At 70.1% G+C, this 13,775-nt stretch carries 9 protein-coding genes; 6 read left to right on the top strand and 3 right to left on the bottom strand.

Features of this window, described 5'->3' with window-relative positions; genetic code table 11:
- Nucleotides 1-1,575: a methionine--tRNA ligase gene (gene metG, locus LMI96_RS00295; RefSeq protein WP_228360085.1), complete on the bottom strand. Its 1,575-nt coding sequence runs from the start codon at nt 1,573-1,575 to the stop codon at nt 1-3.
- Between the two features lie 45 nt (nt 1,576-1,620).
- Complete coding sequence (locus tag LMI96_RS00290; protein ID WP_228360084.1) at nt 1,621-2,637, bottom strand: LacI family DNA-binding transcriptional regulator; 1,017 nt, start codon at nt 2,635-2,637, stop codon at nt 1,621-1,623.
- Between the two features lie 181 nt (nt 2,638-2,818).
- On the opposite strand from LMI96_RS00290, the gene LMI96_RS00285 reads away from it, so the two are divergent.
- The 5 genes from LMI96_RS00285 to LMI96_RS00265 all read left to right on the top strand — a co-directional run bounded on the left by LMI96_RS00285 (nt 2,819) and on the right by LMI96_RS00265 (nt 11,139).
- Nucleotides 2,819-4,840, top strand: coding sequence for a beta-galactosidase (locus LMI96_RS00285; RefSeq protein ID WP_228360083.1), 2,022 nt, complete (start codon nt 2,819-2,821; stop codon nt 4,838-4,840).
- A 123-nt stretch (nt 4,841-4,963) separates the two neighbouring features.
- Entirely contained in the window at nt 4,964-6,184 is a 1,221-nt protein-coding gene (locus LMI96_RS00280; protein ID WP_228360082.1) for a maltose ABC transporter substrate-binding protein, read from the top strand.
- Between the two features lie 67 nt (nt 6,185-6,251).
- The gene (locus tag LMI96_RS00275) at nt 6,252-7,865 is read left to right on the top strand and encodes an ABC transporter permease subunit (RefSeq protein ID WP_223720611.1); all 1,614 of its coding nucleotides are present in this window, start codon (nt 6,252-6,254) and stop codon (nt 7,863-7,865) included.
- Nucleotides 7,865-8,734 carry a sugar ABC transporter permease gene (locus tag LMI96_RS00270; protein ID WP_223720610.1) on the top strand — a complete coding sequence of 290 codons (870 nt, stop codon included), beginning with the start codon at nt 7,865-7,867 and terminating at the stop codon, nt 8,732-8,734. Before LMI96_RS00275 ends, LMI96_RS00270 begins: the two co-directional genes overlap by 1 nt.
- Before the next feature lie 29 nt (nt 8,735-8,763).
- On the top strand, nt 8,764-11,139 hold the full coding sequence (locus LMI96_RS00265; protein ID WP_228360081.1) for a glycosyl hydrolase 53 family protein: 2,376 nt from the start codon (nt 8,764-8,766) through the stop codon (nt 11,137-11,139).
- 54 nt (nt 11,140-11,193) lie between these two features.
- Here LMI96_RS00265 and rsmI read toward each other — a convergent pair whose 3' ends face one another.
- A complete protein-coding gene (gene rsmI, locus LMI96_RS00260) occupies nt 11,194-12,012 on the bottom strand; it encodes a 16S rRNA (cytidine(1402)-2'-O)-methyltransferase (protein WP_228360080.1) in 819 nt (272 codons plus the stop codon).
- Nucleotides 12,013-12,035: 23 nt separating this feature from the next.
- Between rsmI and LMI96_RS00255 the strand changes: the two genes are divergently transcribed.
- Entirely contained in the window at nt 12,036-13,613 is a 1,578-nt protein-coding gene (locus LMI96_RS00255; RefSeq protein WP_228360079.1) for a dolichyl-phosphate-mannose--protein mannosyltransferase, read from the top strand.
- The last annotated feature ends 162 nt before the right edge of the window (nt 13,614-13,775 follow it).

The following is a 13,775-nucleotide window of genomic DNA, read 5'->3' as shown; positions in this document are numbered from 1 at the left end:
TCAGGGGTTCTCGATGCGCGGGAACAGTGGCTCGAGCCCGTTCACCGAGGTGCCCGGGCGAAGAGTCCCCCACTCGCCGGCTCGGCGGAGCTGCTGGTCCTGCAACCGGCCCAGGCTCTCGGCCGCGCCGAGCGCCACCCAGAGCTTCTCGGTGGCGACGGGCATGACCGGGGAGAGCAGCACGGCGAGCGCGCGGAGGCCCTCCGCCGCGGTGTACAGCACGGTCCCCAGCCGCGACCGCTCTGCGGGATCCTTCGCGAGCGCCCACGGCTCGTTCTCGGTGATGTACCCGTTCAGCGCGTCGACGATCGTCCAGATCGCGGCGATGGCCTCGTCGATGCGGAATCGTTCGATCGCCGCATCCGCCGCCGATGCCGCGTCCGCGACGATGCGCTGCACCGCGAGGTCGGCCTCGGTGTACTCGCCGGCGGGCGGCACGATCGACTCGAAGTAGCGGCCGACCATCGCGATCGTCCGCGACGCGAGGTTTCCGAACCCGTTCGCGAGTTCGGCCTGATACCGCGCCGCCAGGTCTTCCCAGGAGAACGACCCGTCCTGGCCGAAGGCGATCGCCGACAGGAAGTAGAACCGGTACGCGTCGGAGCCGAACACGTCGGTGATCTCGGACGGTGCGATACCGGTGAGCTTCGACTTGGACATCTTCTCGCCGCCGACGAGCAGCCAGCCGTGGGCGAAGACGCCCCGGGGCACCTCGAGGCCCGCCGCCATCAGCATCGCCGGCCAGATCACGGCGTGGAAGCGGAGGATGTCTTTGCCGACGACGTGGTACGCCGGCCACCGGCGCGCGAACTGCTCCTCGTCGTCGCCGTAGCCGATCGCCGTGGCATAGTTCAGCAGCGCATCGACCCACACGTAGATCACGTGCGACGGGTCCCACGGCACCTGGATGCCCCAGTCGAACGCGGACCGCGAGATCGACAGGTCCTTCAGGCCCGATCGCACGAACGAGACGACCTCGTTGCGGGCGGACTCGGGGCGGATGAAGTCGGGCTGGTCCTTGTAGAGCGCGAGCAGCGGCTCGGTGAACTCGCTGAGCTTGAAGAAGTAGTTCTTTTCCTGCAGCAGTTCGAGCGGCTTCGAGTGGATGGCACACACCTTGAGGCCCTCGAACGCGCCCGTGCCGTCGAGAATCTCAGACTCGGGCTTGAACTCCTCGCAGCCGACGCAGTACAGCGCCTCGTACTCGCCCGCGTAGATGTACCCGCGGTCGTAGATGGCCTGCACGAAGCGCTTCACGCGCTCCTCGTGGCGTTCCTGGGTCGTCCGGATGAAGTCGTCGTTGGCGACGTCGAGGGTGCGAAGGAGCGGGAACCAGGCCTCGCTCACGAGCTTGTCGACCCATTCCTGGGGCGTCACGCCGTTCGCCGCGGCCGCCCGCAGCATCTTCTGCCCGTGCTCGTCGGTGCCGGTCAGCATCCAGGTGTCGTCGCCGCCCTGGCGGTGCCAACGCGCGAGCGTGTCGACGGCGACCGTCGTGTACCCGTGACCGATGTGCGGAACATCGCTCGGGTAGTAGATCGGCGTCGTGATGTAGAAGGAATCCCCGGTGCTCACTCGACGATTCTAGGCGGGGCGGATGCGGCAGGCCGCCCGTGTGACTCAGGCGCTCTCGCGGACGATGAGCTCCGTCGGGAAGGTGACGGTGCGCGGGGCGCCGCCGGCGATCACCTCGAGCAGGAGCGTCACCATCTCGGCGCTCAGGTGCTCCCACGGCTGGCGCATCGTGGTGAGCGGCGGATCGTGCGACGCCGCGAGACCCGAGTCGTCGAACCCGGCCACCGCGATGTCTTCGGGCACCCGCAGCCCGGCTTTGCGGAGAGTGGCCACCGCGCCCGCGGCCATCATGTCGGATGCGGCGAACACGGCGTCGATGTCGGTCGTCCGCTCGAGCAGCTCGGCCATGGCCCGCGCCCCCGACTCGCGGCTGTAGTCGCCGCGCGCCACCAGCAGCGGGTCGAAATCGGCGCCCATCTCCTCGCGATAGCCGACCAGGCGGAAGCGTCCGCCGGGGGTGTCGTCGGGGCCGGTGATGGTCGCGACCCGCCGGTGGCCCTGCGCGCGGAGGTACCGCGTGATCTCGCGCGCCGAGCCCTCCTCGTCCACCGACACGGCGGCGAAGTCGCCCTGGTGCCCGAGGGGCAGACCGCACGACACGGTCGGCACCCCGGCCTCGAGGAGTGCGTCGAGGAGTGGTTCGGACTCGTGCGAGGAGATCAACAGAACCCCGTCGACGTGACCGGCGCTCACGAAGTGGGTGACGTTCGCCCGCTCCGCCGCCGTACCGGCAACCAGGAGCACGAGCGTCATCGAGCGCTGCGCGAGCGCCTCGGCGGCGCCGCGCAGGAGCAGCGAGAAGGTGGGGTCAGCGAACAGGAGGTGCTGGGGCTCGGTAAGCAGGAAGGCGAGCGACCCGGCGCGGCCGGTCGCGAGGCTTCGGGCGTGGTGGTTGGCGGTATACCCGGTGCGGCGGATCGCATCCTCCACCGCGGTTCGGGCGTCCGGAGACACCCAGTGCCCGCCGTTGATCACGCGCGACACGGTTCCGCGGGAGACGCCGGCGGCCGCCGCGACATCTCGGATCGTCGGCCGCCGCCGGACAGCCGTCGTCTCTTCCACGCGAGGACTCTATCGCCCAGCGGGATCCGTGCCGGGTATTTCGGGAAACCCGTCTGTGACCGGTCACAGTTCGGTAACGAACCGGTCACGGGGTTGCCGTCGCCACGCATCCCGACCGAGACTGTGACCGGTCCCAGTCTTACCCGGACGGCGACCTCACACCCCGACCCAATGGAGCGTCATGACGGCGACACCCCGATGGCCCGAGCTCGATGCGATCGCGTACGGCGGCGATTACAACCCCGAGCAGTGGCCGCGTGAGACGTGGCGCGAAGACGTCACCCTGATGCGCGAAGCCGGGGTCAACCTGGTCAGCATCGGCATCTTCTCCTGGGCTCTGATCGAGACGTCTGAGGGGGTCTTCGACTTCTCTTGGCTCGACGAGATCATCGATCTGCTGCACGAGAACGGCATCCGCGTCGACCTCGGCACCCCGACGGCGTCGCCGCCCGCATGGTTCTTCGCCCGCTACCCGGACGCCCGCGTGATCAGCCGCGACGGCACCGTGATGGGCTTCGGCTCGCGCGGCATGGCGTCTCCCTCCTCGCCCGCCTACCAGCACGCGTCGGTGCGCATCGCCACCGAGCTCGCCCAGCGCTACGGCGGGCATCCCGCGATCGTGCTGTGGCACGTCCACAACGAATACGGCGTACCGGTCGGCGAGGACTACTCCCCGAACGCCGTGGCCGCCTGGCGGGAATGGCTGCGCGCGCGCTACGGCACGCTGGACGCCCTGAACTCCGCCTGGGGCACGGCCTTCTGGGGCCAGCACTACGGCGAATGGGAGCACGTCGGCGCCCCCGCCGCCGCACCGTCGGTCGTGAACCCCGCGCAGCGACTCGACTTCGCGCGCTTCACCGACCACCAGCTGCGGGCGTGCTTCATCGCCGAGCGCGACGCGATCCGCGCCCACGCGACCCAGCCGATCACCACGAACTTCATGGCGAACCAGAGCCTCACGACCGACCTGTGGGCGTGGGCGCGCGAGGTGGATGTCGTCTCCGATGACCACTACCTGTGGGCGCCCGACCCCGAGGGCGAGATCGGACTCGCGATCGCGGCCGACCTGACGCGTTCGGTCGGCGGCGGCAAGCCGTGGATCCTCATGGAGCACTCCACCTCCGCCGTCAACTGGCAGCCGCAGAACGTCGCGAAGCGTCCCGGCGAAATGGCCCGCAACTCCCTCGCCCACCTCGGCCGCGGCGCCGACGCCATCCTGTTCTTCCAGTGGCGCGCCTCCCGCTCGGGTGCCGAGAAGTTCCACTCGACGATGCTTCCGCACGCCGGCACGGACTCCCGCGTCTTCCGCGAGGTCGTGTCGCTCGGCGCCGACCTCGGAAAGCTCGCCGAGGTGCGCGGTTCGCAGGTGCGGGCGGATGTCGCCGTGCTCTGGGACTTCGAGTCGTTCTGGGCGCAGGATCTCGAGTGGCGCCCCTCCGATCTGCTCACCCACGCCGAGCGCGTGCGCGCCTACTACGAACGCCTGTGGCGCGACGGCATCACCGTCGACTTCGCCCTGCCCGGTCATGACCTGTCGGGCTACCGGCTGGTCGTCGTGCCCGCTCAGTACCTGCTGACCCGCGCCGACGCCGACAACCTCACGCGCTACGTCGAGGGCGGCGGAACGCTCGTCGTCTCCTTCTTCTCGGGCATCGTCGACGAGCACGACGCCGTGCACGAGGGCGGCTACCTCGCCCCCCTGCAGCAGGCGCTGGGCGTGCGCGTGGAGGAGTTCCTTCCGCTCCGCGAGGGCGCGACCGCCGGGATCGACTGGAGCGGCGAGCGCCTGGCGATCGACGTCTGGGCCGAGGACGTCGCAGTCGTCGGCGCCGAGGTCCGCGCGACCTACCTCGACGGCCCGGCCGCGGGCGGCGCGGCCGTCACCCGCCACCGTCACGGCGCGGGCACCGGCTGGTACATCAGCACGCGACCGGATGCGGCCGGCCTCGCTGCGATCTTCCGCGACGTGTACGCGGATGCGGGTCTCGCCCCCGCCGACCTGCCCGCGGGCCTCGAGGTCATCCGCCGCCACGGTGCGGATGCGGACTTCGTCGTCGCCGTGAACCACGCCGAGACTCCCGCGACCTTCCCGATCGACGGGACCGACCTTCTCAGCGGCCACGCGGCCGAGGGCGAGTTCACTGTCCGCGCGGGCGGCGTCGCCGTCATCCGCACCTCTCCCACCTCACGGAGCGGCCGCTGACCGCATCCGCTCACCCCTCCCTCGGCGCCCGACCAACCGGTCGACGCCCACCCACCGGTCGTAACGGCGCGACGTCACAGACACGGCGCACCCCGGCCACAGCGTTCTGAAAGGAACATGTCCATGCGCAAGATCATCGGTATCGGCGTCGCGGCCGCGGCGTCCGCCCTCCTCCTCGCCGGGTGCTCCGGCGGGGCCTCCTCGGACGAGGAGACGGCGGCCTCGTCCGCCGAGCTCGTCATCTGGACCGACGCGGAGCGCGAGGAAGCCATCTCCGCGGCCGCCACCGCCTTCGAAGAGGAGACGGGTGCGACGGTCACCCTCGTGCAGAAGAACTTCGAGGACCTCCGCAACGACTTCATCTCGCAGGTGCCGACCGGCGAGGGCCCCGACATCACGGTCGGCTCGCACGACTGGCTCGGCGCTCTCGTCGCGGCCGGCGTCGTCGACACGATCGACCTCGGCGACAAGTCCAGCGAGTTCGAGCCCGTCGCCCTCGAGGCGATGACCTACGACGGTCAGCTGTACGCGCTCCCCTATTCACTGGAAACCGTCGCACTCGTGCAGAACGTCGACCTGGTCGGCGCCGAAGCCCCCGCGACGTGGGACGAGATGATCCAGAAGGGCATCGCTGCCGGCACCGAGCGCCCCTTCGTCATCAACACCGCCGGCGAGACCGGCGACGGCTACACGATGTACGGCTTCCAGACGTCGTTCGGCGCTCCGGTGTTCGTCCAGGACGCCTCCGGTTCGTACACGAGCGAGGTCGGGATGAAGGGTGCGCAGGGCGAAGCGTTCGCCCAGTGGCTGCACGCGAACGGCTCGGCGGGTACCGGCTACCTCTCGACCACGATCGACTACGACATCAACAACGAGCTGTTCGCGTCGGGTAAGGCCCCGTACACGATCCAGGGTCCGTGGGCCATCAGCTCCTTCCCCGACGTCAACGTCGCCGTGAACCCGATCCCGTCGGCGGGTGGCGAACCGGCCGCTCCGTTCGTGGGCGTGCAGGGCTTCTACCTCAGCTCGCAGAGCAAGAACGCACTGCTCGCGCAGGAGTTCCTGGTCAACTACCTCGGAACCGAAGATGCCCAGCGTGCGCTCTACGAGGCCGATCCACGCATCCCGGCGTGGACCACGCTCGGCGAGGAAGTCGCATCCGACCCGATCATCGCCGGATTCCGTGCGTCGTCGCAGAACGGCGTCCCGATGCCGTCGATCCCCGAGATGGGATCGGTCTGGGACTTCTGGAACTCCGCGGAGGCCCAGATCATCAACGGCGCCGACCCGGCGACGACGTGGAACCAGATGACCACGGACCTCGAGGGAACCCTCGCCGGTTGAGCGCACGGCGGGGCGGGCACCACGCCCGCCCCGCCCGCTCGACCCCCATCCCCCGACGGGAGAAGACATGACGGTGCAACAGGTCATCGAGCAGGACACCCCACCGACCGATCCGCGGCGCGAGTCGCACGCACGCGCCTGGCGCGCGCACGGTGTCGGATTCGTCGTCAAGGTGATCCTGATGGGCGTGGTGAACGCGCTCGGGATCATGGCGATCATCTCCGCCCTCAGCGTGCAGTCGTGGCTGCTCGTCGGGGTGACGACGATCCTTCTGATCGCCGCCGACATCGTCTACTTCACCCGTCGCGCACTGCCCCTGAAATATCTCATGCCGGGGCTCGTGTTCCTGCTGGTGTTCCAGGTGTTCGTTTTCGGCTACACGGCGTACATCGCCTTCACGAACTACGGCACCGGTCACGCCGGTTCCGTCGAGCAGGCCGTCGATGCCGCCCTCGTCCAGGGCGAGCGCCGCGTCGAAGGCTCGGCCACCTACCCCCTGACGGTCGTCGAGCGGTTCGGCGAGTACGGCTTCGCGATCAACGACGGCGGCGACGTGCGAGTAGGCACCGAGACGCAGCCGTTGCAGGATGCCGGGTCCGCCTCCGGCGCCGAGGCTCCCGCATCCGTCGACGGCTGGACCGTCGTGCCGCGCGCGCAACTGCTCACCGACCAGGAAGTGCAGGCCGCGATCGAGGCGTTGCGCGTTCCCGTCTCGGATGACCCGAACGACGGCTCCATCCGCACGCGGGACGGCTCCTCGGGTCTCGTCTACACCCCCACGATGCTGTGGGATGCAGACGCCCGCACCATCACCGACACCGTGAGCGGCACGGTCTACACCGCCGACGACACGACCGGCAGCTTCGTCGCAGCAGACGGCACGCGTCTGCCGGCGGGCTGGTACGTGAACGTCGGGTTCGACAACTTCCTGCGCGTGTTCACGGATGCCTCTCTCGCCGGTCCCCTGCTGTCGGTCACCGTCTGGACCTTCGCGTTCGCGATCGGCTCGGTCGTGATCAGCTTCGGAATCGGGCTCGTCTTCGCCATCGTCTTCAACGATCCGCGCGTGCGGGCCCGGAAGTACCTGCGGACGCTCATCATCCTCCCGTACGCGTTCCCCGCGTTCATGTCGGCGCTGCTGTTCCGCGGCATGTTCAACGCGGAGTTCGGCGTCATCAACGACCTGTTCTTCTTCGGCAGCCAGATCAACTGGCTCGGCGATCCGTGGCTCGCGAAAGCGGCCGTCCTCTGGATCAACGTGTGGCTCAGCTTCCCGTACTGGTTCCTGGTGTGCACGGGAGCCCTGCAGGCCCTCCCGAAGGACACCCTCGAGGCGGCCGAGATCGACGGCGCCGGTAAGTGGCGGCAGTTCCGGGCGATCATCCTGCCGCTCCTGCTCGTCTCCACCGCCCCGCTCGCGATCTCGTCGTTCGCGTTCAGCTTCAACAACTTCACCGTCATCTACATGTTCAACGCGGGTGGTCCCCCGATCCCGGGGGCGCCGTACAGCCTCGGCTCGACCGACATCCTGATCTCCGCGATCTACCGCGTCTCGGGGGTCGCGGGCGGCGCCGCCGACTACGGCCTCGCCAGCGCACTGTCGATCATCGTGTTCATCGTCGTCGGCATCATCTCCGCCATCGCCTTCCGCCAGACCCGCAAGCTCGAGGAGTACCAGTGATGTCTACGACACGCACTCCCGCCCGCCGCCGCCGTTGGTGGCTCGAAGTCGGCTGGAAGTACTTCTTCGCCGCCATCGTCATCTTCTACGCGGTGTTCCCGCTGGTGTACGTTCTGTCGGCCGCACTCAACCCCCGCGGCACGCTGTCGGGTTCCACCGCGCTGTTCAGTTCGTTCGACCTCGCGAACTTCGCCGCGCTCGGTCAGACCAGCTACTGGACCTGGGTCGGCAACACCCTCCTGATCGGCGGCATCTCCGCCGTCGGCGCCGTGATCATGGGCGCGGCGGCCGCCTACGCCTTCTCGCGCTTCCGCTTCCGCGGACGCCGGGTGAGCCTCACCACGCTGCTGATCGTGCAGATGTTCCCGCAGGCGCTTGCGTTCGTCGCGATCTTCCTGATGCTGCTCGCGATCGGCGAGGTCGTTCCCGCGCTCGGCATCAACTCGAAGCTCACCCTGATCTGCGTCTACCTCGGTGGCGCACTGGGGGCGAACACCTTCCTGATGTACGGGTTCTTCAACACGATCCCGATCGAGATCGACGAGTCCGCGAAGATCGACGGCGCCTCGCACGCGCAGATCTTCTGGCGCCTGATCATGCCGCTCGTGATGCCGATCCTCGCGGTCGTCGCCCTCCTCGCCTTCATCTCGGCGTTCGGCGACTACATCCTCGCGAAGATCGTGCTGACCTCCGAAGACAACTGGACGCTCGCCGTCGGCATGTACCAGTGGGTGTCGAATCAGCTGGCCTCGCGGTGGGGGCTCTTCGCCGCCGGAGCGGTCATCGCCGCCATCCCGGTGCTCGCGCTCTTCCTCTCCCTCCAGCGCTTCATCGTCGGCGGGCTCACCCAGGGCTCCGTCAAGGGCTGACACCACCCCACCCGTCCGGAAAGGACACCATGCAACGCCGCATATCCCGTTCCCCGCGCCGAGCCGTCGCCGCGCTGACCGCCCTCGCGGTCGGCGCGCTGACGCTCGCGGCCGCGCCGCCCGCATCCGCCGCTCCCGACGACCCGGTGCCCGCGGGCATCACCGTGCCGCGCGTGGAGGGCCTGTCCTCCGACTTCATCACGGGCGTGGACGTGTCGTCGGTGCTCTCGCTCGAGGCATCCGGTGTCGTGTTCCGCGATGAGACCGGGGCTCCGGGCGACCTCTTCGAGCTGCTGGCCGACTCCGGCGTGAGCGACGTGCGAGTGCGGGTCTGGAACGACCCGTTCGACGCGGACGGCAACGGCTACGGCGGCGGCGACAACGACGTGGCACGGGCGGTCGAGATCGGCGAACGCGCGAGCGCCGCCGGGCTCGGGGTGCTCGTCGACTTCCACTACTCCGATTTCTGGGCCGACCCCGCCAAGCAGCACGCGCCGAAGGCGTGGACGACTCTCACCACGACCGAGCGGGCGGATGCGGTCCGCTCGTTCACCGCATCCGCCCTGCAGGACTTCGCCACCGCGGGCGTCGACGTCAGGATGGTGCAGATCGGCAACGAGACGAACAACGGCGTCGCCGGGGTCACCGGCTGGGACGGCATGGCCGAGATCTTCTCCGCCGGTGCCGCCGCCGTGCGAAGCGTCTCCCCCGACACGCTCGTCGCGCTCCACTTCACGAACCCGGAGCGCGCCGGGAGCTACGCGAACATCGCGGCGCAGCTGGCGGCACGGAACGTCGACTACGACGTCTTCGCGTCGTCGTACTACCCGTTCTGGCACGGCACGACGGCGAACCTCACCTCGGTGCTCCGCCAGATCGCCGACACGTACGGCAAGAAGGTCATGGTCGCCGAGACCTCGTGGGCGTACACCCTCGAGGACGGCGACGGCCACGGGAACGTCATCGACCTGCCCGCCGAGGCCACCCAGTACCCGGTGAGCGTGCAGGGTCAGGCCACCGCCGTGCGCGAGGTCATCCAGGCCGTGTCGGATGTCGGCAGCGCCGGGATCGGCGTCTACTACTGGGAGCCGGCATGGCTACCCGTCGGCCCGCCGGAGTCGCTGGCCGCGAACAAGGTGCGGTGGGAGCGCGACGGGTCCGGGTGGGCATCGAGCTTCGCCGGCGAGTACGACCCGGATGACGCCGGGCAGTGGTTCGGCGGCTCGGCCTGGGACAACCAGGCGATGTTCGGGCACGACGGCACGGCGCTGGAGTCTCTGCGCGTCTTCTCCTACGTCCGCACCGGCGCGGTCGCCCCGCGGGAGGTCACGAGCGTCGGAACGGTCGCCGTGTCGGTCGCGGACGGCGCCCCCGTTGCGCTGCCCGGAACGGTCCCGGTCTCGTACAACGACGGCACGGTCGAGCAGCAGTCGGTGACCTGGCAGCCGGGCACGGAGTGGATCTCCGGGGTCGGCACCTACACCTTCACCGGAACCACGTCGGCGGGTCTGGCGACGACCGCGACGGTCACGGTCACGGCCGTGAACCATCTGCGCAACCCCGGCTTCGAAGACGCCGACATCTCGCCGTGGGCGACGACCGGCACCGGCCTGACGGTGCGCTCGACGAACGATCCGCGTTCCGGGTCGCGTTCCGCGCACTTCTACTCGGCCGGCGCGTACGGCTTCGACCTGTCGCAGACCGTGACGGGGCTTCCCGCGGGCACCTACCGGGTGACCGGCGCCGCCCAGGGCGACGGGGAGGACGCCGCGAGCACCCTGGCGCTCTCGGTCACCAACGGGCGGGACACCGCATCCGCCCCCTTCGCGCTGACGGGGTGGACCGTGTGGTCGACGCCCGCACCCGACACGATCGAGGTCGCCGACGGCGACACCGTCACCGTGCGGGTGAGCGCCGCGCTGAGCGCCGGTTCGTGGGGCACGATCGACGACCTGGCGCTGACCCGTGTTGCGGGAGCCGCCTCCGACGTCGCGGCGCTCGAGGCACTGCTCGCCCGGGCCGATGCCCTGGACCGCGCCGACTACACCGACGCGAGTCTCCTGCCGGTCGACGACGCGGCGCGCATCGCCCGACTCGTGCTCGGTGCCGACGCACCGGCGGTCGACCGCGTGGAGGCTGCGGCAGACCTGCTCACGTCGGCGCTCGCCGGACTCGCGCTCCGGAACCCCGTGGATCCGCCGGTCACCGGCCCCGGAGGGCCCCCCGTGCTCGAGCAGCCCGTCACGGCGGAACTGCCCGCATCCGGTCCGGACGCGTCCCGGCTCGCCGCCACGGGGCAGACGGATCCGACGCCGCTCGCGGCCCTCGGCGTGCTGCTGCTCGCCGCCGGCGCCTTCGCAGCGCTGTGGGCGCGCCGCCGCTCCGTTCGGGCGGCCCAGCGCTAGCCGACGATCACCCCTGAGCGTCCTGCCCGCGTGCTGTCCGCGCGGGCGGGGCGCTCAGCTCTTTGCGGCGAGCGCCGCCTGGTACAGCTCGCGAGACGAGTGACCGGTGTGCGCCGAGACCTCGCCGGCCGCATCCTTCAGGCGCATGCCGCCCGAGACGAGTTCCTGCACCCGCGCCACCGCGTCGGGGAACGGCAGAGCGGATGCGGCGGCGCCCTCGACGACCAGCACGATCTCTCCGCGGGTGCCCGGCTCCGCCCACGCCACGAGGTCGTCGAGCGGGCCGCGGACGACCTCCTCGTGCAGTTTCGTGAGCTCACGGCAGACGGCCGCGCGACGGTCGCCGCCGAACGCGGCGGCCATGTCGGCGAGGGTGTCGGCCACCCGCGACGGCCCCTCGAAGAAGACCATCGTGCGCGGCTCGGCGGCGAGCGACGACAGCATCCGGCGGCGATCCCCGGATTTCCGCGGCGGGAACCCCTCGAACGTGAAACGGTCGGTCGGCAGACCCGCGACCGCGAGCGCGGTGAGCACGGCGGACGGCCCCGGGAGCGCGGTGACCGTCACCCCCTGCGCCGCGGCCTCCGCCACGACCCCGTAGCCCGGATCGCTGACGGTCGGCATTCCGGCGTCGCTCAGCAGCAGCACGTCTTCGGATGCGGCGCGCCGCACGAGTTCCGCGGCCCGCTGCTTCTCGTTGTGGTCGTGCAGCGCGATCAGCTGCGGCCGATTGTCGATGCCGAGCGCGGCGAGCAGACGCTGCGTCGTACGGGTGTCTTCGGCCGCGATGACGGTGGCCGTCTCGAGCGCGGTGACGAGACGACGGGTGACGTCGCCGAGGTTGCCGATGGGCGTCGCCGCGAGGATGATCACCGGCCCAGCATAGGCTGGGGGCCGTGACCACGAGCGCCCCGCCGTTGCTGCCGACGCGGCGCCCGACGGTATTCGACCGCTGGCGCGACACGGTGCGCGCGAGCCCCGTCCTCTCGCGTCGGGTGGACCTGTGGACCCCGGTCGCGCTCGTGCTGCTGGCCGCGATCACGCGATTCGTGAATCTCGGTCATCCGCAGTCGATCGTCTTCGACGAGACCTACTACGTGAAGGACGCCTGGTCGCAGTGGCTGCTCGGCTACACCGCCGACTGGCCGGACGGCGCCGATGCCGCGTTCGCCGCGGCCGCCCCGCTCGAACCGCTCGCCCGCGGCAGCTATTCGGTGCATCCGCCTCTCGGCAAGTGGCTAATCGGGGCGGGGATGTGGCTGTTCGGCCCCGGCGACGCGTTCGGCTGGCGCTTCGCCGCGGCCCTGTTCGGCACGGCGACCGTCCTGCTGGTGTTCCTCGTCGCCCGCACCCTCACCGGATCGACCGCGGTCGCCGGGCTCGCCGGCTTCCTGCTCGCGATCGACGGGCTCTCGATCGTGCTCAGCCGGATCGCGCTGCTCGACGGCTTCCTCGCGTTCTTCCTCCTGCTCGCCTTCTGGTTCGTCCTCCTCGATCGCCGCACGCACCTCGCACGACTCGCCGCCCGGATAGGTGCACGCGACGAGCCACCGCAGTGGGGACCGGTGCGGTGGAACCGCCCCTGGCTGCTGGCCGCCGGCCTCGCGGCCGGTGCCGCCACCGGCGTCAAGTGGTCGGGGCTGTACGTCCTCGCCGCCCTCGGCATCTACGTCGTCGTGACCGACGCGCTCGCCCGTCGGCGGCTCGGTGTGTGGCAGTGGCCGATGGATGCCGTGCGCCAGGGCGCCGCATCCTTCCTGCTCCTGGTTCCCGTCGCCGCGGTCGTGTACCTCTCCACTTGGACGGGGTGGCTGCTCACCTCCGGAGGCTACGACCGGCAGAGCGTCGTCGACGGGGCCGGCGGCGCGTGGGCGTGGGTGCCCGCGCCCCTTCAGAGCCTGTGGGTGTACCACGAGGCGATGTACGCGTTCCACGTGGGGCTCGTGACCCCGCACAGCTACGCGAGCCCCGCGTGGCAGTGGCCGCTGCTCGTGCGGCCGACGTCGATGTACTGGCAGCAGACCGGTGATTCGGTCGAGGCGGTCTCCAGCATCCCGAACCCGCTGATCTGGTGGGCGGGGATCGCCGCGGCGATCTTCATGATCGTGCTGTTCGTGCGGCGCCGCGATGCATCCGCCGCTCTCGTTCTGACCGGAATCGCCGCAACGTACCTGCCCTGGCTGATCTATCCGGACCGCACGATCTTCCAGTTCTACACGGTGGCGATGATGCCGTTCCTCGTGATCGCGATCGCGCTCGCGGCGCGTGAGATCGTCGGCGGTCCGAGGGCCGCGGCAACGGTCGGAGCTCCTCCGGATGCCGTGGCCGCACGCCGCGTGATCGGCCAGCGACTCGTCTGGGTGTTCGTGATCGCGGTGACCCTGGTGTCGCTGTTCTGGTACCCCGTCTGGACGGCGATGCCGGTGCCCTACGACTTCTGGCGCCTGCACAACTGGCTGCCCACCTGGGTCTGACCGCGCAGGCTCTGCCCCGTCACCCGGTTGCATGTCCCACTTTTTGCCGCTCTGAGCCACCGATAGCGGCAAAAAGTGGGACACGCACCGCGAAAAGTGGGACATGCACGGCGGCGGGAGAGGCGCGGCGGCGGGAGAACCCGCTCGGGTCAGCGGCCGGGG

Source organism: Microbacterium sp. cx-59, assembly GCF_020805625.1.
Taxonomy (GTDB): domain Bacteria; phylum Actinomycetota; class Actinomycetes; order Actinomycetales; family Microbacteriaceae; genus Microbacterium.
The sequence above is the reverse complement of the archived record's forward strand: the minus strand, read 5'-3'. Positions and strand labels throughout refer to the sequence as shown.

Coding starts and splice junctions, on each gene's coding strand:
- LMI96_RS00270 (WP_223720610.1), top strand. CDS start 7,865: ATGTCTACGACACGCACTCCCGCCCGCCGCCGCCGTTGGTGGCTCGAA.
- LMI96_RS00285 (WP_228360083.1), top strand. CDS start 2,819: ATGACGGCGACACCCCGATGGCCCGAGCTCGATGCGATCGCGTACGGC.
- LMI96_RS00275 (WP_223720611.1), top strand. CDS start 6,252: ATGACGGTGCAACAGGTCATCGAGCAGGACACCCCACCGACCGATCCG.
- LMI96_RS00265 (WP_228360081.1), top strand. CDS start 8,764: ATGCAACGCCGCATATCCCGTTCCCCGCGCCGAGCCGTCGCCGCGCTG.
- LMI96_RS00280 (WP_228360082.1), top strand. CDS start 4,964: ATGCGCAAGATCATCGGTATCGGCGTCGCGGCCGCGGCGTCCGCCCTC.